The following is a 21,603-nucleotide window of genomic DNA, read 5'->3' on the forward strand; positions in this document are numbered from 1 at the left end:
TTTGTGTTTTTTTGAATAAATAAATACAAACATCTTAAACTTGGCGATTGTTTTTTTGCAATCATTGTCATTTATTGAAGATAGGGATTGATGGAAGCATGCGCTCGGCATAGGATGGGTGGCGCATGGCCCCTTCCGACGCCTCATCCGGGACCCTCGAGTTCTCCACTCCGCTCCTCTGCCAACAGCTCTGGAATGGCGACTACCAGGTGTTTCCCGTGGCCGCGCCCGCCCTGACGAGCCATGCGTCCACCCTCGAGGCGTGCCTCGCGGAGCAGCGGCTGTTCCTCGAGGAGCACCTCGCCCGGATCGAGCCCGAGCAGCTCGCCCGGTTCTCCTTTCCCGAGCGGATCCGGCTGGAGATGATGGAGATCCGGGTGGCGCGCGCGGATCTCCCCAAGCGGCTCGCCACCTCCACGCTCGTCGAGTTGGCCGCGGTCGTCGTCCCGCTCGCGGCCGAGACCTGGGTCTTCGTCCCCGCGTTGGATCACACCGTCTTCGTGGGCCCGGCCCAGGACGTGCGCGAGACCGTGCGCGCCGACTTGGAGCGGTTGCTCGCCGCGCGGGAGTTGAGTGCTCCCGACTTCCTGCGGCTCCTACCTCCCCGGACCGTGACGCTCGAGACCCTGGCGCTCACGCTCCGGCGCGAGGAGGCGGGCGACAAGGCCCTCAAGGCCCGGAAGAAGCTGGAGGAGAAGCTCCAACGCGACCAGGCCCATGAAGTGCTCCTCTCCGTGTCCGTGCCGCTGCACGACCGCGAGGACGCGCGCCATGGGCCACCGCTCCTGGGCCGGGACACCGAGCTCGCCTTGCTGTCCACCCTCGTGGGCGGTGAGAAGCGGCAGGGCGTGTTGCTCGTGGGTCCGGAACGGGTGGGCAAGACGGAGCTGCTCCAGGCGTGGATGCGCGCCGAGCGCAAGGCGGGCCGCCCGCGGCGGGTGTATGCGACGAGCGGCTCACGGCTCATCGCCGGCATGTCTGGCTTCGGCCAGTGGCAGGAGCGCGTCCTGCGGGTGATGCGCGCCGCGCGGGAGCTCGACGCCGTCCTCTTCTTCGAGAACCTGGGCGAGCTGCTCGCCCAGCACTCCACGGAGTCCGTCAACATCCCCGGCGTGATGAAGCCCTTCCTGGAGGAGGGCAGGGTGCGGCTGCTCGGGGAGCTCACCTCCGAGTCACTCGACCTCCTGGAGAACCAGCACCCGGGCTTCTTCTCCCTGCTCGCGCGCGTGCGCCTGGAGCCCCTGAGCACGAAGCAGACCCGGGAGGCGTTGCGCGCGCGGGCCGCCTGGCAGCGGCAGGCGGAGCCCTCGCGGCCCCAGTTGGCCGAGGACGCGGTGGCGCCCCTCGTGGAACTGGCCGAGCGCTATCTCCCCGGTGGCGCGATGCCCGGCAAGGCGGTGCGGCTGTACGAGGAGCTGCGCGCGAGCCTCCATCAGGTGCGCACGGGTGATGGCCAGGTGCCCCTGCTCACCCGGGAGCGGCTGTACTCGCTCTTCAGCCTCAAGACGGGCGTCCCCGAGTTCCTCCTGCGCGAGGATCGCGCCCTGCTCGCCACGGACGTCGAGGCGTACTTCCGTCGCCAGCTCGTGGGGCAGGAGATGGCGGTACGCCGGGTGGTGGAGACGCTGTGCATGGTGAAGGCGGGGCTCCAACCCCAGGGCAAGCCGCTGGCCACCTTCCTCTTCGTCGGTCCCACCGGGGTCGGGAAGACGGAGCTCGCGCGGCTGCTCGCCACGTTCCTCTTCGGCTCACCGGAGCGGATGTTCCGCTTCGACATGAGCGAGTTCATGGACGCCTGGGCCGCCGAGCGGCTCATCCGAGGCAGTGCCCGGGGGCCCGGACTGCTCACGCGGCGGGTGCGCCAGCAGCCCTTCTGCGTGCTCCTGCTCGACGAAATCGAGAAGGCCCATCCCGCCGTGTTCGATCTGCTGCTCCAGGTCTGCGGGGAAGGGCGGCTCACCGACACCCAGGGCCAGACGGCCTGGTTCCACAATGCCCTCATCATCATGACGAGCAACCTCGGCGTCGCGCACCGCCGCTCCCCGATGGGCATTGGCGCCGCGCCGGTGGATGACACCGAGCACTACCTGCGCGAGGTGCACCGACACTTCCGTCCCGAGTTCGTCAACCGCATCGACCAGCTCATCGCCTTCCACCCGCTCACCCCCGCCCAGGTGGAGCAGGTGGCCCGGCTCACCGTGGACAAGCTGCGACAGCGGCGCGGCCTGCTCCAGCGCGGGCTCGATCTCCAGGTGCCGCCCGAGCTCCTGTCCTCGCTCGCCGCGTCCGGCTATCACGAGGCCCATGGTGCACGAGCGCTGCGCCGGCATCTGGATCAACAGCTCGTCGTGCCCCTGGCCCGCACGCTCTCCGCCGCGGGCCCCGAGGCCCAGGGCGGTGAAGTCACCCTCCACTCCGGTCCCCAGGGGCTCTCGGTGACGTTGTCCCCGGGCAGCCCCAGGCAGACGCGTCATCAACTGGAGCGGGTGGAAGCCCTCCAGGCCGATCGGCGGGAACTCGACGCCATCCTCCGGATGGATGCCGTGGAGCGGCTCGTGGAGCAGGTACGCTTCCTCGTGGCCCAGCTCGCGCAAGGGGTCCGTCCGAACCGGGGTCCCGAGGCCCTCTCCCTCGGGCAACTGCACCATGAGCACAGCCGGCTCGATCTGCTCTGGACCCAGGTCCAGCGGCTGCGCGCGGCGCTCTCGGCCGCCGAGGAGCTGGCGCTGCTGGCCCTCTTCGAGCAGCAGGACATCTCCACCTTCGTGGAGGACGCCCGGGAGCAGTCGCGTGCCTTGCGCCGGATGCTGCCCTCGGTGCTGCTCGCCTTGCAGCCCCAGCGCGATGGCATCACGCTCATTGTCCAGGAGGCGGGGGAGACGCGTGCGCTCGACGCCTGGCTGTCGCCGCTGCTCGAGGAGTTGCCCCGCCGCGGGTGGGTGGCCGGCGGCCGCCTCTCCGTCAGCCGTCACCACAAGGACGACAAGCGCCGGTGGCGCGACGAGGTCCTCTCCGTCGAGGCGTTGTCGCGGGCCCTTGGCGAGCCCGAGCGCGCGTTCCACGAGGTGTTGTTGTCGGTCAGTGGCCCCCATGCCGGCTCGTTCCTGGCGCTCGAGGCCGGACTGCACCGCTTTCCCCCCACGCCACGCGACGAGCCCGTCCTGCTCACGGTCCAACCCGTGGCGATGAGGCCCCACCTGTCCCAGAAGGAGCTGGAGCTGCCCGCCATCGCCCCCCCCGCGCCCGTTCCCCTCAAGGAGCTGCGATTGATGCCCGCCGTGCGTGAGTACCAGCCCGGGGGAGACGTCGTCCTTTGCGATGGCGCGCGAACCGTCTCGCTTGGTGCCCGGGGGTATTTCCAGGACTGGGAGCACCTCCTGCTCGAACACCTCCTGCACCTGGAGCGCTCGGGAAGCTTCGATCCCGAGAGCGCTCCCTCCTTCGTCCTCGACGTGCTCCGGGCCGCCACGCCATGAACCTGACCCTCGCCGTCTACCAGAGCCGGAGTGCCTCGGGGACCATGCGGTGGACCACGCTCGGACTCGGTTCGTATACCCGGAGCCGTGAGGGAAAGAGCGCGGTCAAGCTTCAACAGAAGCTCGTGGAGGATCTGCGCGGCCTCCTGGGAGAGCTGCCCCCACGTGAGCTGGCGTGCTTCCAGTTGCCTCGCGGCATCCGGCTGGAGCGCGTGCAGTTGGAGCTGGATTTCAAGCGCATGCGCTCGGGAACCGATACGCCCCGGCTGTCCGGCCTGTTTCCGTTGATCCTCGAGCCGCGCTGGCGCACCCGGAGCGAGCCCCTGTTGATCGCCTACCATCCCGCGCGCCAGCAGGAGTGGTTCGCCGTCGAGGCGGGCCAGTCCCTGGAGGAGCAGGCGAAGCTCTACTTCACCCACGCCTGGGCGCGGCTGGAGTCCGAGGAGCTCGAAGCGCTGCGCTCCAACCGCAAGGACAGCCTCAAGGCGTTCTCGTTCGTCGCCCAGCCTCCGACACTGCTCGACCAGCTCGGTGGGAAGAAGGGCCCCTGGTCGGACCTGGAGGTGGAGGATCGACCCGGCAAGGGCAAGAAGCGCCCGAAGAAGGGGAGTGGCACCCGGGTGCTCCACACCCTGGGCACCCATCTCACGCTCCAGGCGGCCGAGGGCTCGTTGGCGATCGGCATGCCCCGTGTGCCCTATCGCGAGCAATTGCAGTTGCTGCTCGGTGGAGAGCGGCGCACGCCGGTGTTGCTTGTCGGGCCCCCGGGGTGTGGCAAGCGGACCCTGCTCAAGCACTTCGTCGCCGATCAGCTCGACGCCGATGGCTTCCAGGCCCATCGCAACCTCGACAAGGTGACCGAGGTGTGGACGATCGCCGGCAAGCGGATCATCGCCGGTATGAGCTACGTCGGGGATTGGGAGCAGCGCTGCCTCCAGGTGCTCGAGGACGCCAGGGGAGGGCGCCGCATCCTCTTCGTCGAGGATCTCCAGTCCTTTGGCCTCCTGGGCCGCACGCGGGACAGTGACACCCACCTCGCGCTGTTCTTCCAGGGGGCGCTCGCTCGGGGAGAGATCACCCTGGTGGGCGCGGTGACGCCCGAGCAGCTCCAGCGGCTGGAGTCGGACGCGCCATCCTTCGCCGCGCTCTTCACCCAGGTGCACGTGCGCCCGACGAGCGCCGACGAGACGCTGCGCATGTTGCTGCACGAGGCGCGCGAGCTGGAGTCCAAACACGCGCTGTCCTGGCATCCCCTGTTGTTCCCCGTGCTGCTCGAACAGGCCTCGTCCCTGTTCCCCGGCGCCGCGCTGCCGGGCAAGGCGTTGGATCTGCTGCGCGAGCTGGCCACGGGCTCCCAGCGCGAGGGTCGGACGCTCGGCGTGGAGGAGCTCTTCACGCACCTGGCGGGCCGCACGGGGCTGCCGTCCACCCTGCTCAGCGCCCGGGAGCCCCTGGCGCCCGAGGAGGTTCACGAGGCCCTCTCGCGCAAGGTGATGGGCCAACCGGACGCCGTGCGCGAGGCGTGCGATCTCGTCGCGCGCATCCATGCCGGGCTCACCGATCCCCTCAGGCCCTACGGCGTCTATCTCTTCACCGGCCCCACCGGCACGGGCAAGACGGAGCTCGCGCGCGCGCTGGCCAGCTACCTGTACGGCGACGCCTCGCGGATGATCCGGCTCGACATGGCCGAGTTCCAGACGCCGGACGCCGTCGCCCGGCTCACCGGGGATCCGTGGCGACCCGAGGGCCATCTGACCCGGCTCATCCGCGAGCAGCCCTTCTCGCTCGTGTTGTTGGATGAGATCGAGAAGGCCCACTCCTCGCTGCTCTACCTGCTCCTGCAGCTCTTCGACGAGGGCCGCCTGACGGACGCCTCGGGCGACACGGCGGACTTCACGCATACCGTCATCGTGATGACGAGCAACCTGGGCGCCCGGCGCAAGCCGCCCGTGGGCATCGGAGAGCCGGACGCGCGCACCTTCGCGCTCGAGGCGGACCGGGCCGTGCGCGACTTCTTCCCCCCCGAGCTCTTCAACCGCATCGATCGCATCGTCCACTTCTCGCCGCTCTCGCGCGAGGTGGGGGAGAAGGTCGTCGAGAAGGAACTCGCGCGGCTGCTCGCGAGGCAGGGGCTCACCTCGCGCAACATCTTCGTGTCCGCGGACGACGCGGTGAAGCGGCGCATCGTGGAGGAGGCCTTCGATGCCCGCCTGGGCGCGCGGCCCCTCAAGCGCTACCTGGAGGAGCACGTGGGCCAGGTGCTCTCCGACGCCATCATCCGCGGTCCCCAGTCCCTCTTGCGCCTGTTCCAGCTCTACACCCGCGAGGAGCGCTTCGAGGTCCAGGCCGACGCGCTCATCCCCCGCGAGCCCGTGGCCGAGGGCTTCGCGCTGGAGCCCCTCCTGGAGCTACCCATCTCGGGCTTGCGCGAGAAGCTGCTCGAGGCCCACGAGGCCGTGCGCGCCATGCGCGAGAGCGAGGCGCTCGGTGCCCTGTCCGAGCAGGTCCGCTTCCACCTGGAGCGGTTGCAGGCCGGTGAGCGCGAACACGCCGAGTCGCTCTACACGCTCGACGCCATGCGCCTGTACCTGGAGCACTTCGCCACCCAGCTCGAGTCGCTCGCCCGCGCGCCCGAGGAAGAGGCCCGGGAGATGATCGAGGCGCAGCAGTTCAACCTCTTCGATCGCCGGGCGCTCGCCCCGGTGCGGACCGCGACCCGCGAGCAACTGCTCGATGCGCTGGCCGAGGTGTACTTCCTCCAACGCGTCCTCCGGGGACTCGCCCGGCCGGATCAGCACACCGTGCTGCTGGAGCTGCTTCCGCTGGGACAGTGGCGCCGGGGCGCGGCCTCCGGCTCGCTGCTCACCCGGTGGTTGTGCACGGCCTACGCCCACTCGCGCGGGGCGATCGAGTCCTTCGCCGCGCACCTGCCCGGAGGCGCCGTGGTGTCCGGGGGCTTGCGCCAGCTCCGGGAGTTCCTGCACGCCTCCACCGTGGAGCCGGTGCACGCCGCCATCAAGCTGGTGGGTCCGGGCATCCGTCCCTTCCTCGAGGGTGAGAGCGGGCTGCACGTCTGGCAATCCTCGGGGCGGCTGCCGGAGATCGTGAAGGTGCGCGTCCATGACGCCCAGGCCCCCGCGCCCGCGGTGCTGCTCGCGGGACATGGCGCCCGGCTCCAGGCCTTCCACCAGGCGCGGCAGGAAGGTGTGCGCCCCCTGCCCGAGGATCCCGAGGCCGCCATGCCCGTGGTCCGGGCCTACCGCTTCGAGCCTCCCACGCGTCAGGGATTGGCGGAGCTGGAGCTGGACGACTACCTGCTCACCTACAGCGGCACCCACCGGGTGCGCTCTCCCGCCGAGGCCCTGCCCGTGCTGTGGCGGTTGCGGATGAGCCAGAATCCGGCGGACCCCGAGCGGGGAGGGCGCCATGAGTGACAAGAGCCTGCGCGTCTACTTCACCACCCACCATGATGGCCGGCTCACGGGGCAGCTCCTGCCCGTCTGGGACAGCTTCTTCGACAAGCCGCCTCCCTCCGCCTACGGCACGAGCGAGCCCGAGGTCCTCTCGCTGCTGGAGACCCAGGTGCGGCAGTTGCTGCGCGAGGATGACGCCGCGATCGAGCGCTTCCTCTGGGAGGAGGAGCTGGAGGCCCGGACGATCACCGTGGAGATCCATCCCCAGACGGTGCACAAGAAGCGGTCGGTCATCTCCCAGGCGCTCATTCCCCTGCGGCTCACCTACGTCTACGGGCGGATGGCGGGCGGCGCCTGGCGCGTGCGGGTGCCGCGCTTCGACTGGTCCTTCGTGGTGGAGGATCTCTCCATCGCGCGGGACGTGTTGCAGAACGCGCTGAGCACCGCGCTGCTCGGGGAGAAACCCAAGGGCCTCTATGACTTCCGCCACGAGGGCGAGGAGTACGTCCGGGCGTGGGATCCGCTCGGTGCGCGGCGCGAGGTCCGCGGTGGCGCCCGGCGGCCTCCGCCCCCCGAGGTGCTCGAGCAGGTGGGCGAGGAGCTGACGTCGCGCGCCCTGGGCGGCCGGCAGCCGGCCCTGGTGTACGACGCCGAGGCGATGCGCGAGTGGTTGGAGCTGGCCCAGCGCCGGCCCCCTCCGTCGCTGTTGCTCGTCGGAGGCACGGGCACGGGCAAGACGAGCCACGTGTCGATGCTGGCGCGGCGGATCGCCGAGCGGCGGCGCGAGGACAAGACGGTGCATCTGCCCGACATCTGGCGCACCAGCGCCGAGCGCATTGTCGCGGGCATGGTGTACCTGGGGATGTGGCAGGAGCGCTGCTTGAAGCTCATCGACGCGCTGTCACACGAGGAGGACTACCTCTTCGTGGATCGGCTCACGTCCCTGCTCGCGCCCCAGCCGGATGGCTCATCGATTGGAGATCTGCTCCTGCCGGCGGCGATGAGCGGGGAGATCTCCCTCATCGCCGAGTGCACCGAGGCCGAGCTCGAGCGCTGCCAGCGGCGCTTCCCCGAGGCGCTGCGGCCCTTCCGCGTCCTGCGCATCGAGCCGCCCCCGGCCGCGCGGATGCCCGAGCTCATGCAGCGCTACCAATCCGTGCGGCGCAGCCGGGTGAGCATCCACCCCGTGGGGCTGCGGCAGCTCGTGGCCCACCTGGACACGTTCCAGCGCGACAGCCTGTTTCCGGGCAAGGCGTTCCGCTTCCTCGATTGGCTGGAACAGCAGGGCGAGCGCGGCCAGTCCCGGACGCTCTACCCGCGCGATGCCTCCGCGGCCTACGCGCGCTACTCGGGCCTGCCGCTCCAGCTCATCAGCGACGAGGTCCCCGCCGAGCGCCAGACGCTCGCGGCGCAGCTCCAGAAGGGCGTCATCGGTCAGGAGCGGGCGTGTGAGCTGGCCGCCGGAGTGCTCGCGCGGTTCAAGGCCGGGCTGAATGATCCGGACAAGCCCGTGGGCACGCTGCTGTTCGCCGGACCCACGGGGGTGGGGAAGACGGAGCTGTCCAAGCAACTGGCGCGCACGCTCTTCGGCGACGAGCAGCGGATGATCCGCCTGGACATGTCCGAGTACATGCTGCCCGGCTCGGCCCAGCGGTTGATGGAGGTGGGCCCGGGCATCACCAGCCTCGCCGAGCGGGTGCGGCAGCAGCCCCTGTCGCTCGTGCTCTTCGACGAGCTGGAGAAGGCGCACCCGGAGGTCTTCGATCTGCTCCTGGGCATCCTGGGGGAGGGGAGACTGACGGATGGGCTGGGGCGCCTGGTGGACTTCCGGATGACGGTGGTGTGCATGACGAGCAATCTCGGCGTGGTGCACTCGGAGCCGGCGGGGTTCGGGGCGGAGCGGGGCGCGGAGGACTTCACGCGGGCCATCCGCCAGGCCTTCCGGCCGGAGCTGTTCAACCGCATCGATCACATCATCCCGTTCCGTCGCTTGTCGGAGGCGGACGTGCTGCGCATTGTGGACCTGGAGCTGGAGAAGGCGGCGTCACGGGCGGGCCTCTTGCGGCGCGGGCTGAAGCTGGTGGTGGAGCCGGATGCGCGGGCATGGCTGGCCCGGCACGGGTATGAGCCCCAGTTGGGGGCCCGGCCCTTGAAGCGGCTCATCGAGGCGAAGGTGATGGCGCCCATCGCCGTGCGGCTCGCGGCCCATCCGGAGCTGGAGGGCGTGCTGCTGCCCGTGGTCGTGGCCGGCAGCGCGGCCGAGCGCGGATTGCGGCCCGAGTACCGCGCCCTCGCCACGCTTCTCGACCAACCCGTCACTTAGCGGGGGAGGGAGGCGCGCGCTTCGAGGCGTTGCCGCCACCCACGCAAGGGGAGGTGGAGCGGCTGTTGAGGGTGGTGCGCCATCAGGTGCTGTGGCTATGCTCCGACGAGACGGACCCGCCGAGGATAGAGCACCCCATGCCTCCAGCTGCTCGAATCAGTGACATGCATACCTGCCCGAAATCGGAGCCGGGCCCGGTGCCACATGTGGGAGGGCCCGTGTCGGTGGGTGAGCCAACGGTGCTCATCGGCTACATGCCCGCGGCGCGAGTGGGTGACATGGCCGTGTGCGTGGGGCCTCCGGACTCCATCTCCCAGGGCGAATCGACGGTGATCATCGGCGGCAAGCCCGCGGCGCGGTTGGGAGATCCCACCTCGCATGGCGGAGTGGTGGTCGCGGGCTGTCCGACGGTGCTCATCGGCGTTCCCGCTCAATCCAAGTGCATGGCGGATGCGTCGTCAGGGGGCGCTCCCTTCGTGACGAAGGCCGGGTCGTGATCGTTCACCAGGACCATCGGCATGCTGAGAATCCATGACACGCAGTTGTCCACGCTGCGCAAGCACTTCCTGGCCGAGTCCTTGGCCCGGTCGTTCCAATCGTCCGCGCTGAGCTCCTCCGTGGAGTCCGCGACCGGGGATGTGCTGGTGGCGGATGCCAAGGGCAACCAGGCCCGTTACACGTTGGACGGGCATGGGTTCGTCAATGGTGTGACGAGCCCCCTGGGGCGCCGGTGGCGGCTGGAGAACGACTCCCAGGGAAAGCTGCTCGCCCTGACCGATCCCAAGGGCCTGCGCCTCGGTCTGGCCTATGACTCGCGAGGCCTGCTCTCCAGCGCAGCGCATGGCTCCCACAAGCTCTTCGACGTGGGCTACGACAAGCAGGGGCTGCTCAACGAGCTCATCTACCCCGATGGGACCCGGCGCAGCTACGAGTACAAGACGCCGGAGTTGATCTCGGTCGTGGTCAACCGGCTCGGCGCCGAGGTGGAATACGAGTACGGCCCGGGGGGATTGCTCGAATCCATCTGGAATGGGAATGGCCACCAGACACGCTTCGAGTATGGCCGGTGGAGCCGCCCTGATCGTGTCATCCGCGCGGACGGCTCGCACGAGTCGTATGTGTACAACTCCCGTGGGCTCGTCGAGCGGATCCTCACCGGCTCCGAGCTGCTGGCCCACGTCGAATACGACGACCAGGATCAGCCCGTCGTCATCACCTACGGCGATGGAGAGAGGCTCTCGCGCGTCTATGCGGGGGGCAGGCTCGTCGAGGCGTCCGCCGCGGATTCCACCGTCAAGTATGTGTACGACGACAAGGGCCGTGTCCTCGAGGAGCACCAGGATGGGCTCGTCGTCCGGTATGCCTATGACGAGTCGGGTGCACTGACGGGGCTGACGTATCCCTCTGGCGAGCAGGTCGAGTTCACCCAGGATGCAGACCATCGTCCTTCGAGCATCCGCACCTGGACGGGGGAGTTCTACCGCTTTGGATATGGCGCGGATGAGCGGACGATCGAGCTCTCCGGTCCCAATGATCTGACCACCGTCATCCGGCAATCACAGCTCGGGCGGCCCGTCTCGGTGGTGACCCGGCGCTCCAACTTCGCCACGGCTCGGGATCTCTTCTCGTATACATGCGAGTATGACGCCGAGGCCCGGCTGCGATCGTGCAAGGATTCTCACTTCGGGAGCCGGCGGTTCACCTACGATGCCGAAGGGCAGCTTCTCGAGGTCGATTCCGAGAACCCCAGCCAGAGAGAGGGCTTCGCATACGATCACGCGGGGAACCGTGTGCGTTGGAACGAGCAGCGCGCCACCTTTGATTCCCTCGATCGGCTGATCCAGCAGGGGGACACCTGGTGTCGCTACGATGCACGCGGAAACCTCGTGTCCCTGCGCTCCGCCGAGGGCGAGTGGATCTACCGATACAACCTTCGCAACCTGCTCGTGGAGGCGCGCGGTCCCGGAGGGAAGAGGGTCTCCTTCGGATACGACGCGCTCGGGCGCCGCATCTGGAAGCGCACAGCGACGGCGGAGGTCCGCTACGTCTGGGCGGGTGAGACGCTCATCGGTGAGGTGGAGAAGTCCGGTGGTCGGACCCTCACCCGTGACTTCCTCTACATCCCGGGGACGTATACGCCCCTGGCCATGCGTGTGGATGGCCGCGTCTACTCCTACCACACGGATCACCGGGGCGCTCCGATCCGCCTCACGAACGAGGTCGGCTCCGTCGTCTGGGCCGCGGAGTACAGCGCCTATGGCCAGGCGTCGGTCCTGGTGGACCGGATCTCCAACCCCCTCCGTCTTCCTGGCCAGTACCACGATGAAGAGACGGGGCTGCAGTACAACCGCTTCCGGTACTACTCGCCGCTGCTGGGGCGCTACCTCACAGAAGATCCCACCACGTACCTGGGTGGGCTCCATTTCTACAGCTACGCCAACAACGATCCGATCAACTCGGCGGATCCGCAGGGGCTTTGGAGCTGGAGTGGGGTCGCCTCGGCGGTGGCAGGTGCCGTGGTCGGTATCGCCGTCACGGCTGCGGTCATCCTGACGGCACCGGTGTCATTGCCGGCCCTGGCCGTGACGGCAGCTGCGGTCGTATTGGGAGGTGCTGCCGCGGGCGCCGTGGGCTTCGGTCTGAACGAGGCGCTCAACCAGACGGACTTCTGCTTCCTCTGCATTCTCAAGGAGATGGGCCGGGGCGCGCTGATCGGTGCCGTTGCTTCATTGCCCTTCGCCTTCCTGCCCGCGACGGCGGGCGTGTTGGCCTTCATGGGCGCGGGGGCCGCGAGCGGCGCCCTCGGATACATCGGCGACTGGATCACCAATCCGGGGGCGGAGTGGAGTTGGTCGGCCTTTGGCTGGTCCGTGGGACTGGGCGCTGTCACGGCGGGTGCAGGGCGGTATATCGCGGGCAAGTACACACAATGGAAGCAGAGTCGGAACGCGCCTCGCGAGGCGCCGCCCCCGGAGACTCCACAACCGGCCGCCCCCCCGAGTCCGCCGCAACCTCCTCCGCCGAAGACCTACAGTAGGGCGGACGCCAAGGAGGTGTTCGTGAATTCCGAAGGCAGGCAGGGGCCGGGCAAGAACGTGGGTCATGCTGGCGATCACGTTCCTCTGAACAACGAGAACCCCGCGACGCTTGCTCAAAACCGCCCCAATAAGGCGAATACAACGACCTATCGCTCGGGCAGCCAGGCAGAAAGGGACCTTCGGGACATCATGAATGCCAACAAGACGGATATCGATGCGCTGCCACCCGATGGCATCACCACGGCGGGCGGCGAGCACACAATCTCCCAGCAGCGCACCGGATTCAATTCGGAGTATGGCCAACCTGCCCAGCCCGTCGTGTTCAATCAGGTGACCTGGAGGGTGTGCCGGCTTCCGGATGGAAGCCTGCACCTGATGCATTTCTCTCCGAAGCTCTAGCGCCTCGTTGAAAGGAAGCGCGCATGACCGAGAACATGGAAGTGAAGTTCGAGAGCCTTTCCCGGCAGGTTGCCCGTCTGGACGTGAACCGGCTGACCAGCCCCTTTGGCTTGACCGTCGATCCCCGGACACAGATCCACCACCTGGGCTACCACGAGGCCCCGCTCTTCCGTTTGGAGCAGCCCTTTTCGCCGGACGATGCCTGGGGCGTGGAGCCCCTGTCTTCAGGCCGGTTCGTTCGTGCGCAACCGGAAGCCGGCCAGAAACTTCCGCAGGCCTACCTCGACTGGCTTCGAGGCAGTGCCGTGAGCCGGGGTCTGGAGATCCCCTGGTCGCTTCCTCCGGGAAGCTATCTGCTGGTCCGAACCGCGCGTCCTCTCCATAAGGTCCAGAAAGTCTTGTTGGGCAACGAGCTGGTTCCCGCCACTCCGAACATCCGCGTCTTGCGCGAGCAGAAGCCCGTGTACTCCTGCGTCGTGGGTGCGCGCCTCCAGGAGCCTCCAGTGCTCGATCAACCCCTGATCGGCCTCTCTGTCCTCAACTATGACGGCTCGACCCGGCAGCAGGGGATGCTGTTCTTCTCGAGTGTGGAAGCCGCACCGCATGGCCTGCCGGCCGGGCAGGAGCTGGTCCTGATCGTTCCCCTCGAGGGACAACTGGTCTTCGACAACATGGGGTTCTTCTCGGCCAAGGGGGAGGTCGAGTCCCGCAGGCGTTGGAAGGAAGAGCTGGCACACGAGTTCGTGACCTGGTGCACGGATCCATCGCGGGCGTGATGGTGGCGAACGCCGGACAGAGACTCATCGTCGAGGTGCGCTGGGGCGCGAACGCGGGCCGCAAGGCGGTGGTCGAGCCGGGGCGGGTGCTGCGTGTCGGCCGCGCGGAGCCGGCGCAGCTGGTGGTTGCCGACGACACCGGCGTGTCCGCTCCGCACTTCGAGCTGGCCTGGGACGGAGCGACGTGCCGCTTGAAGCATCTGGCAAGCGGAGCGGACACGCTGCTGGACGGGCAGCGCGTGGATGAAGCCGAGGTCTCCCACGGAGCCTGGGTGCGCGCGGGCCAGACCGACTTCTCCGTGTACTTCGAGTGCAACACCCCACCGCCTCCGCCCGCTGGCCCCGAATCCGCCGAGCGGTTGGCGCGCAAGGCTCGCGCGTTGGAGGTGCTCTCCGGGCTGACCGAGCCTCTCTTCGCGGTGCTGGATGCGGCGCGGGACGAGCGGATCCCCGTCCTGCTCCGCGAGTCGGTGGAGGAGTATCGCTCCCTCTATGAGGGAGCCCAGGGCGAGGCGATGGCGGAGATCGCGCCCTACGTGGTCCATCTGCCCGGGGACTCGCGACTGTTGCGGTCGCTGGTCCAGGAAGGGTGGGGGAGGAACTGGGGGATCTTCCTGTCCAGCCAACGGCCCTTCAAGGACGTGCGGCGCCACCTCCGCAAGTTCCTCATGGTGAAGGACTCCGTGAGCCGGGATCTCTACTTCCGCTTCTACGATCCGCGGGTCCTCCGGGTCTTCCTCCCCACGAGCTGGCCCGAACAGAACCAGGCGCTCTTCGAGGGAGTCCGGGCCTACTGGGCGGAGGGGGATGACGGCACGAGCCTGCTCCGCTTCGCCTTGAAGGAGCAGGCGCTCCACCGGGAGCTCGTTCCGCTCGACGAGAGCCCGGCATAGACCGTGCTGGAGGGGCCCGCTCGCGTCTTTTCGTGGCAGGGAAGCCATCGGTGTCCAATTCCAGACCTCGAGGCCAATCCACGTTTTACTGGTATAAGACAGGGCATGAGCCCTTCGTTCCGCGGCCGTGCGCGCCCCGTGGTGGTGTCCTCCCTGTTGACGTCCCTGCTCTGGGGTTGTGGTCCCCAGGAGGCGGTGCCGGAAGATGACGCCGCCGCGCCGCTCGGTGAGCTCCGGGCGGCGGCGGTGACGGGGCACAAGGCCTTCCGGGTGATGACGTACAACGTGCGCGGGCCGCTGGACACGGGCGTGCGCGCCTGGCCCAACCGCAAGGCGGCCGTCATCCAGCGCATCCTCGCCAACAACGCGGACATCGTCGGCGTGCAGGAGGCGCAGAGCCCCTCGGGCGGCCCCAGCATCCCCGCGGATCTCATCGCGGGCCTCACCGGCACCGACAAGCCCTACGGCGTCTACAACCCGGGCGGAGGCAGCCCCAAGCTCATCTTCTTCAAGAAGAGCCGGTTCGAGATCGCCCCCGAGGTGGGCAGCGGCAACGAGGCGCTGGTCAACCCCTATGCCGCCTCCGCCGAGTGCTTCAGCCATGCCGAGGGCAAGAAGATCGCCTGGGTGGGCCTGCGCGACTTGAGCACGGGCCAGGTCTACTTCGTGGCCAACACCCACTTCGCCTACTCGGCCATCTGCTCGCTGGGGCGCCAGAAGGAGGCCGCGCAGATGGGCAACTTCCTCGTCACGAAGCCGGCGGGCCTGCCCGTGGTGGCGATGGGGGACTTCAACACCGACGCCCAGTCGCCCTCCACGCCGGACGAGAGCACCATGGAGGATCTGGAGTCGCTCGGGCACCTGTACCGCACGGCGCGCTTCGACGGCACCACCCGCGAGGAGGACGCCACCTTCAACAATGCCTGGCAGGGGGGCACGCCCTCCACGAAGTACTCCCGGCTGGACTACATCCTCCACAGCGGCGGGGAGATCACCTCCACCTCGCCCTCCATCGATCGCACCGAGAGCGGAGGCTTGACGCCCTCGGATCACTTCGCGGTGCTCGCCACCATCCGCCCGTCCATCTTCGCCTCGTGCTCCACCCTGACGACGGTGCCCTCGGGCACGTCCGCCTCCACGCAGCTGTTCTTCGCGGACGTGACGGGCGATGGCTGCGCGGACCGCATCTCGTGGAATTACACCGCGGGCGAGGGCGAGACGTGGGTGGCGAAGTCCGGGTGTGACGGAAGCTTCGCCGCCGCGGTGAAGAACGAGGGCGCGGTGAGTGTCGTCGCCACCACCCGTTTCTTCTTCGCGGACGTGACGGGCGATGGCTGCGCGGACAAGATCCTCTGGCGGCCCACCCTGGCGGACGGCGAGGTGCGCATCTACCCGTCCCGGTGCGATGGCACCTTCGGCGACCGCGTCGCCTTTACCGCGGCGGCCAGCACCAGTGAGTCCACGCGGCTGTTCTTCGCGGACGTGACCGGGGATGGGGCGGCGGATCTGCTGCGCTGGAACCCCAAGGAGCGCTCGGGCGCCTTCGAGACCTTCATCGCCCGGAAGGGCACCACCCCGTCCTTCGGCGCGGCGGTGCGCAGCACGGACGGGGCCAACACCAGCGAGGACACGCGCGTGTACTTCGCGGACGTGGACGGGGATGGCAAGGCGGACCGTCTCACCTGGAACCCGGGCCAGGACGGGGGCCGCACGCGCGTCTACCGCTCCGCCGGCACCGGCGCCTTCTCCTTCTCGTTCGCGCACGACGAGGGCACCAGCGGCGTGGACACCTCGCGCTTCTACTTCGCGGACGTGGATGGGGATGGCAAGGCGGACAAGATCTTCTGGCGGCCTACCTTCCGCCAGGGCCGCATGCAGATCTACCTCAGCTCCGGCACCGACTTCGGCAGCAGCCCGCTGATGGACAACACGGGCTTCAGCGGCTCGGAGAACACCGACTTCTTCTTCGCCAACATCGACGGCCGCGGCGGCGCCGACAAGGTGTACTGGAACCCCGGTGCCTACGACGGCGCCAGCAAGGTGTTCCGCGCCCTCGCGCAGTAGGTAATCAAAGCGCGAGGCGACTTCACCATGAGCATCCTGCTGACCTCCACACGATGGCTCGCACTACTAGGCGTGTTGCTGGCCGCTTGTGCTACCTCAACGCCAACTCCGCGCGAGGACGACGAGGTACCTGCGGCGGTGTCCTCGTGGGAAGAGGCCCGCGCGGAATTGGCCGAGTGGTTCAAGGGCAAGGGGATCGACATTCACGCCTTCACCGTCAGCCTTCCCATCACATTCCACCGATGGCTCCACAGTGAAGGGCCCGAGGGCGGCCAGTGGAACGAGGCGTGGCGTCGGTTCCAGGGGCAGAACCCAGGGGCCACTCCGGAGGAGATCTGGCAGTTCGCGTTCGAGCTCATGTTCTTGTTCAAAGTGAATGCCCCACTCGTGCCCTATTGCCAGGACTGAACCGAGAAGCCACGAATGCGATATTTCAAAATCGAGGAAGACAGGTCCGCGGGCTACACGGGCAACGTTGACGGCATTCACAAATGGCGGCTTCCGGGCATTCTCGGTTGTCCTACCTGCAAGGCCACCTGGAGTGACAATTCCAAAGCGTACCCCTCGGTAGACCTCACACCCATTGCATCCCTGGCCGACTTCGAAGAATCGCGGCCCGAGCCCATCGAGGAGTATGAACGGTTGTGCGGGTTGGTGCGCCCACTCCTCCCACCAGGAGCCGTGCTGACACCCGGTGCAACCTTTGGCCCGCTCGTGGGCAAGGCTCGAGGCCGCTTCGGGCAGTTCGTGACTCCAGTTCCCTGGTGGCCGCTCGTGCAGCGCGAGGCGTTCGAGAAACTCCAAGCCGAGGGCCTGAAAGGTCTTCAGGGCTGTCCCACCCAATTGCGCTTCCGCCAGCGCGCTTCGCCCGTGCTGCTCGAGTTGGAGTTACTCCCCGTGGGCCGAGCGCACCCAGATTGCCTGCCCTCCAACGGTCAACCGCCGTGTCCTCGCTGTGGCCGTTTGGGTCTCTCCCTGCCCAAGCACCTCGTGCTGGATGCTGCCTCCCAGTCCCTCGGCGATCTGCCGACTGATCCACAGCCCGAGGCCAAAGCCTCCATAGTGCTGGCTCGACACCGCCCGCTCGAAGCGATCGAAGATGCGCTCCTGGTCCCGCTCCGAGATGCCGATGCCATGGTCCCGGACGACGAGGCGCGCGCTCTTGCCCAACCGCTGCAGATCCACCTCGACGGGCTTGCCCGGCCCGTACTTGATGGCATTGGAGAGCAGGTTGCTGATGGATCTGCCCGTGGATGCGCACGAGCCTGCGGCTCCCCGCGCCCTCCATCTGCTCGACCGTCTTTTCCGCGCGGTGCTCCAGGGCGCGCAGGTTCAGCTTCACCGAGGTGAGCGGGGTCTTGAGCTCGTGCGAGGCCATGGACAGGAACTCGTCGCGGGCCGCGACGGCCGCCTTGAGCTCGCGCAGCAGCCGCTCCTTCTCCTCCTCCGCCTTCCGCTTTTCCGTCACGTCCCGCGTCACCTTGGCGAAGCCCCGCGGCCGTCCCTCCTCGTCCCGGAGCGCCGTGGTGACGACATGCGCCCAGAAGCGGCTCCCATCCTTGCGCACGCGCTCGCACTCGGACTCGTATCGGCCGTGATGGCTGGCCGCCGCGAGCTCTTCGTCCACGCGGCCCACCCGAAGGTCCTCGGGCGTGTAGAGCGTCGAGACGTGCTGCCCGACGAGCTCCTCCATCGTATGGCCGTAGAGCCGCTCGGCGCCCTCGTTCCACGTCTCCACGTGGCCACCCGCATCCAGCATGAAGATGGCGAAGTCCTTCCACCTGGCGCTCTCACGCGCTTGTCCCACGGCCAGCCCAAGGCTCTCTTTGCCCTGGCGCTTGCTCTCAGGCCTTCATCAGCCCGTTCACCTGCGGATAGGGCATCGACTCGGCCGTGACCGGGGCCGACAGCCCATCCTTCAGGAAACCGCCCGCCAGCCGCGCCGCATGGGCGTACATGGCCTCGGGGATCGCGCTGCCCGCCGTGATGCGCCGCACTCCCAGCTTCTCCAACTCGGCGGCGGGGGCGAGGGTGGGGCGGGCCATGATGTTCACCGCCAGTCGGGTGCCCTTCACCATGGCGGAGATCTCCCCCAGGTCGGTCATGCCCGCGGGGAAGATGCCGTCGGCGCCCGCCTCCTCATAGAGTCCGGCGCGGCGGATGCACTCGGCGGCGCGCTGGCCCTCGGGGACAAGCCCGCGCAGATAGACGTCGGTGCGGGCATTGATGAAGATGTCGAGGCCTTCGCGCTTCAGGGCCGCGCGGATCGCCTTGATGCGGGCGACGAGGTTTTCGGGCGGCAGGTTGGCATCCTCGATGTTGAGGCCCGCGACGCCCAGGCGCGCGACGGAGGTCACGGCGGCGGCCACTTCCTCCGGCGTGTTGCCGAAGCCGCGCTCCATGTCGAGGCTCAGGGGCACCTCGATGGCACGGGTGATGGCGCTGGCGGTCTGCAGCAGGCGCTCGAGCGGCAGGGTGTGGCCATCCTTGTAGCCCCAGGCCCAGGCGACCCCGGCGCTGGTGGTGGCGACGGCCCTGCCGCCCAGGCTCTCGACGAGGCGCGCGCTCCCGGCGTCCCAGGCGTTGGCCAGGAGCAGGATGCCGGACTGATGCATGCGGCGGAAGTCAGCGGTCTTGGTCATTGTTTCCTCCCCAGGTGTTCGAAGCCGCTTCTATCGCACGGGCCGCGGCGCGGTGAAGGTCCCCCGCGCCCTGGCGCAGACTCAACGGGCCGCCTGCAGCGGCTTGCGCTCCTTCACGCAGACCTGGATCAGCTCGAGCACGCTCATGCTGGTGCCGCTGACGTCGAACTTGTGATCCTTGAAATCGGGATACCGGTTCTCCAGGATGCGCCCCTCCGCGATGCAACCGTTGTACTGATCGAGCGCCTCGTTCTTGCGCCCCTTGGACAGCAGGGACTTCGCCAGATCGTACGCCTTCCTCGGCCCGTCCTCGAACCGGATCTGCACGTCGACCCTCTTCTGGGGCTCCTGCAGCGACGCGGCCTTCTGGGCACACTGCGCCATCACGTCCTGGGGCCGCGTGGGCACTCCGCCGATGAGCACGTCGATCCCAGCGAGGCCAGCGTTCTCCTTCACCATCCTCGCGCCCTCGTCCTGGCAGGTCTTCAGCTTGTCCATCGCGTTCGCGTACAGATCCTTCTTCTTGCGCAGGTCCGCGGCGGACGCAGCCGCCTGCGACGTCGCGCTGGCGGCGGCCAGGGCCTCACCGGTGATCTTCCGCAACGCCCGCGCCTGCCGCGCGAACTCGAGCGCCTCCATCAGCTTCACCATTTCGTTGCGCGCCCGCTCCGCGTACGACGCGTAGCCCGCGTCCTGCCGCTCCAGCTCCGCGCGCGTCTCGAACATCTGCATGAGCTCGTCCACGACCTTCGAGGCCGCATCGATGTCGCCGTCGGTGGCGGTAGCGGGCTTCGCGGCCTCGAGCTTCTCCTTCGCCGTGGCCAGGCGCTCGGAGAGCTGAACGCGGGCGTCCGCCGCGGCCAGCACGATCTTCCGCCGGTTGACGCGATCGGTCAGCTCCGCCATGCGCTCCTTGGACTCCTTGGCGTACAGCGCGTAGTCGCGGTCCTTCTTCACGAAGGCAACGCCGGCCTCCAGCACCACGCCGATCTGCTGGATGGCCTTCTCGGCCTCCTGGATCTGCGCGTCCGAGGGCTTCTCCTTCTGGATCCCGGAGACCAGGGCCGTCGCGTTCTTGCGCGCCTCGTCGACCTTCGCGCGCTGCTGCTGCAGATCAACCTCGTACCGGCGCCGCTCGATGGTCGCCTTCCCATCCTTGAGCAGCTGACGCGCCTCGGCGGCGGAGGGGCTGACCGCGGGGTTCTTCGTGTGAGCCGTCTCGAGCGTCTTCTGCAGGATGACCATCGCCGTGTTGGCCTCCTCGAACTGCTCGGGGGTCACGCTCCGCTTCTCGAGATTGCGCAGGGCCTGCGTGAAGTCGGCGCGGGCCGTATCGAGGCCGCGAACCTCGAGGGACACCTCCACCTCGGTGAGCGTGTTCTTCACCTCGGTGAGGTACTGGGCGATCGGCTGGCTGGCCGCGGCCTGCGGCTCGTACTTCTCCACCAGCTTGCGGACGACGAAGGCCGCGGTCTTGGCCTCGGCGAACTGCTCGGGAGTCGGCTTCCGGGCACGGAGCGCCTTGGCGGCCGCGACGAGCTCTTCCTGGGCAGGCCCCATCTCCACCTTGATGCGCGAGACACCCGCCTGCGCCACCGACTCCTCCATCTTGCGCCGGGCCTGCGTGACTTCGGCGCGAGCCTTGTCCGCCTCCCCGCGATACGCCCTGTCGCGCTCCTCGAGCGGCTTGCCCTCGTCGAGCTGCTTCTGCAGCGCCGTGATCGCCTTGTCGGTGGCCGAGAACTTCTCGTCTGACCAGGCCTTGCCCAACTCGGCGACCGCGGCGGCCAGCGCCTTGCGGCTGTCGTCCAGGAGTCCGCGCTGCTTCTGCGCCGACTGCGCCAACCACCGGTCATCGATCGCCTTCTGGTGGCGGGCGAGGGTCGCGTCGACCTCGGAGATGTACGCGGCGAACTTCTCATCCTGCTTCGTCAGGGGCCGGCTCTCGTCCGCCAGCTTCTTGAGCGCATCGACCGAGGCCCGGGCATCGTCCATCTCCTTGGAGCTGGGTTCCTTCCCCGAGACCTTCGCCATGCGCTCATTCAGGGTCGCGAGCGCCTCGTCCATGCGCCGGCGAGAGTCGAAGATGTGCACCTTGGCTCGGCGCCCCTCGACGTACTCGCGCTGCGTCCGGAGCTCCTTGCGCGCCGCGAGGACGGCTCTGGCGTAGTCGAGATCCGCCGTCTCGAAGCTCGCGCCCGCGTCGAGCGCGCTCTTCAGCGCTTCCACCGCCGCGAGAGCCGCATCGAGGTCGGTATTGCTCGGCGGATCCTTCTCGATCCGCTGAACGGCCGTCGTGAGAGCGGCACGAGCACCCTCGAGCCGCTTCGATGCCTCCGCCACGGACTTCGCGGCAGCCGCCTCGGGCGGCGCGGCGGATGCGTCGAGGGTGGCGAAGGCGAGGAACCCCATGAACACCAGCACTGAAGTACGTACCATTCCCGCCAACTTACTACAGTGAAGCGGTGGGATCCCCGGCATATTGCGGGAGCCCTCCAGGCAGGAGGACGGCACGGCAGCCCCATGCGAGGCCCCTCTCCCGCCCTGCACCCTTCCTGGGGGGCCGGGTGCTCCCCTGA

General features: G+C 68.4%; 12 protein-coding genes and 2 pseudogenes. 10 read left to right on the forward strand and 4 right to left on the reverse strand.

Annotated elements, in window-relative coordinates:
* Nucleotides 1–125: 125 nt before the first annotated feature.
* From CYFUS_RS24800 to CYFUS_RS51785, 10 genes and pseudogenes are all read left to right on the forward strand, one after another.
* Nucleotides 126–3,476: an AAA family ATPase gene (locus tag CYFUS_RS24800; RefSeq protein ID WP_095987486.1), complete on the forward strand. Its 3,351-nt coding sequence runs from the start codon at nucleotides 126–128 to the stop codon at nucleotides 3,474–3,476.
* On the forward strand, nucleotides 3,473–6,910 hold the full coding sequence (locus tag CYFUS_RS24805) for an AAA family ATPase (RefSeq protein WP_095987487.1): 3,438 nt from the start codon (nucleotides 3,473–3,475) through the stop codon (nucleotides 6,908–6,910). Before CYFUS_RS24800 ends, CYFUS_RS24805 begins: the two co-directional genes overlap by 4 nt.
* The gene (locus CYFUS_RS24810) at nucleotides 6,903–9,212 is read left to right on the forward strand and encodes an AAA family ATPase (RefSeq protein WP_232537750.1); all 2,310 of its coding nucleotides are present in this window, start codon (nucleotides 6,903–6,905) and stop codon (nucleotides 9,210–9,212) included. Before CYFUS_RS24805 ends, CYFUS_RS24810 begins: the two co-directional genes overlap by 8 nt.
* A 164-nt stretch (nucleotides 9,213–9,376) precedes the next feature.
* Nucleotides 9,377–9,709 carry a PAAR domain-containing protein gene (locus tag CYFUS_RS24815; RefSeq protein WP_269770277.1) on the forward strand — a complete coding sequence of 111 codons (333 nt, stop codon included), beginning with the start codon at nucleotides 9,377–9,379 and terminating at the stop codon, nucleotides 9,707–9,709.
* 21 nt (nucleotides 9,710–9,730) lie between these two features.
* Nucleotides 9,731–12,649 carry an RHS repeat-associated core domain-containing protein gene (locus tag CYFUS_RS24820; RefSeq protein WP_095987489.1) on the forward strand — a complete coding sequence of 973 codons (2,919 nt, stop codon included), beginning with the start codon at nucleotides 9,731–9,733 and terminating at the stop codon, nucleotides 12,647–12,649.
* Between the two features lie 23 nt (nucleotides 12,650–12,672).
* Entirely contained in the window at nucleotides 12,673–13,425 is a 753-nt protein-coding gene (locus tag CYFUS_RS24825; RefSeq protein WP_095987490.1) for a hypothetical protein, read from the forward strand.
* Nucleotides 13,401–14,318: a DUF4123 domain-containing protein gene (locus CYFUS_RS24830; RefSeq protein ID WP_095987491.1), complete on the forward strand. Its 918-nt coding sequence runs from the start codon at nucleotides 13,401–13,403 to the stop codon at nucleotides 14,316–14,318. Before CYFUS_RS24825 ends, CYFUS_RS24830 begins: the two co-directional genes overlap by 25 nt.
* Before the next feature lie 105 nt (nucleotides 14,319–14,423).
* Nucleotides 14,424–16,382, forward strand: coding sequence for an FG-GAP-like repeat-containing protein (locus CYFUS_RS24835; RefSeq protein ID WP_095987492.1), 1,959 nt, complete (start codon nucleotides 14,424–14,426; stop codon nucleotides 16,380–16,382).
* A 27-nt stretch (nucleotides 16,383–16,409) separates the two neighbouring features.
* Nucleotides 16,410–16,790 carry a DUF2380 domain-containing protein gene (locus tag CYFUS_RS24840; RefSeq protein WP_095987493.1) on the forward strand — a complete coding sequence of 127 codons (381 nt, stop codon included), beginning with the start codon at nucleotides 16,410–16,412 and terminating at the stop codon, nucleotides 16,788–16,790.
* 15 nt (nucleotides 16,791–16,805) lie between these two features.
* Nucleotides 16,806–17,336 (forward strand): annotated as a pseudogene (locus CYFUS_RS51785) (double-CXXCG motif protein); the annotation flags it as partial.
* On the opposite strand, the gene CYFUS_RS52900 reads toward CYFUS_RS51785, so the two are convergent.
* The 4 genes and pseudogenes from CYFUS_RS52900 to CYFUS_RS24870 form a co-directional block, all read right to left on the reverse strand.
* Nucleotides 17,271–17,567, reverse strand: coding sequence for a sensor histidine kinase (locus tag CYFUS_RS52900; protein WP_232537752.1), 297 nt, complete (start codon nucleotides 17,565–17,567; stop codon nucleotides 17,271–17,273). The pseudogene CYFUS_RS51785 and the gene CYFUS_RS52900 sit on opposite strands and share 66 nt — an antisense overlap.
* Before the next feature lie 154 nt (nucleotides 17,568–17,721).
* Nucleotides 17,722–18,141, reverse strand: a pseudogene (locus CYFUS_RS54340) (PAS domain S-box protein); the annotation flags it as partial.
* A gap of 85 nt (nucleotides 18,142–18,226) precedes the next feature.
* The gene (locus tag CYFUS_RS24865; protein WP_095987494.1) at nucleotides 18,227–19,024 is read right to left on the reverse strand and encodes an isocitrate lyase/PEP mutase family protein; all 798 of its coding nucleotides are present in this window, start codon (nucleotides 19,022–19,024) and stop codon (nucleotides 18,227–18,229) included.
* An 81-nt stretch (nucleotides 19,025–19,105) separates the two neighbouring features.
* A complete protein-coding gene (locus CYFUS_RS24870; RefSeq protein WP_095987495.1) occupies nucleotides 19,106–21,463 on the reverse strand; it encodes a hypothetical protein in 2,358 nt (785 codons plus the stop codon).
* Nucleotides 21,464–21,603 lie beyond the last annotated feature (140 nt).

Source organism: Cystobacter fuscus (genome assembly GCF_002305875.1).
Classification (GTDB): domain Bacteria; phylum Myxococcota; class Myxococcia; order Myxococcales; family Myxococcaceae; genus Cystobacter; species Cystobacter fuscus_A.

What these genes read in the sequence shown, in the direction of transcription:
- CYFUS_RS24800 (WP_095987486.1), top strand. Translation starts at nt 126, where the DNA reads ATGGCCCCTTCCGACGCCTCATCCGGGACCCTCGAGTTCTCCACTCCG.
- CYFUS_RS24805 (WP_095987487.1), top strand. Translation starts at nt 3,473, where the DNA reads ATGAACCTGACCCTCGCCGTCTACCAGAGCCGGAGTGCCTCGGGGACC.
- CYFUS_RS24810 (WP_232537750.1), top strand. Translation starts at nt 6,903, where the DNA reads ATGAGTGACAAGAGCCTGCGCGTCTACTTCACCACCCACCATGATGGC.
- CYFUS_RS24815 (WP_269770277.1), top strand. Translation starts at nt 9,377, where the DNA reads ATGCATACCTGCCCGAAATCGGAGCCGGGCCCGGTGCCACATGTGGGA.
- CYFUS_RS24820 (WP_095987489.1), top strand. Translation starts at nt 9,731, where the DNA reads ATGCTGAGAATCCATGACACGCAGTTGTCCACGCTGCGCAAGCACTTC.
- CYFUS_RS24825 (WP_095987490.1), top strand. Translation starts at nt 12,673, where the DNA reads ATGACCGAGAACATGGAAGTGAAGTTCGAGAGCCTTTCCCGGCAGGTT.
- CYFUS_RS24835 (WP_095987492.1), top strand. Translation starts at nt 14,424, where the DNA reads ATGAGCCCTTCGTTCCGCGGCCGTGCGCGCCCCGTGGTGGTGTCCTCC.
- CYFUS_RS24840 (WP_095987493.1), top strand. Translation starts at nt 16,410, where the DNA reads ATGAGCATCCTGCTGACCTCCACACGATGGCTCGCACTACTAGGCGTG.
- CYFUS_RS24865 (WP_095987494.1), bottom strand. Translation starts at nt 19,024, where the DNA reads ATGACCAAGACCGCTGACTTCCGCCGCATGCATCAGTCCGGCATCCTG.
- CYFUS_RS24870 (WP_095987495.1), bottom strand. Translation starts at nt 21,463, where the DNA reads ATGGTACGTACTTCAGTGCTGGTGTTCATGGGGTTCCTCGCCTTCGCC.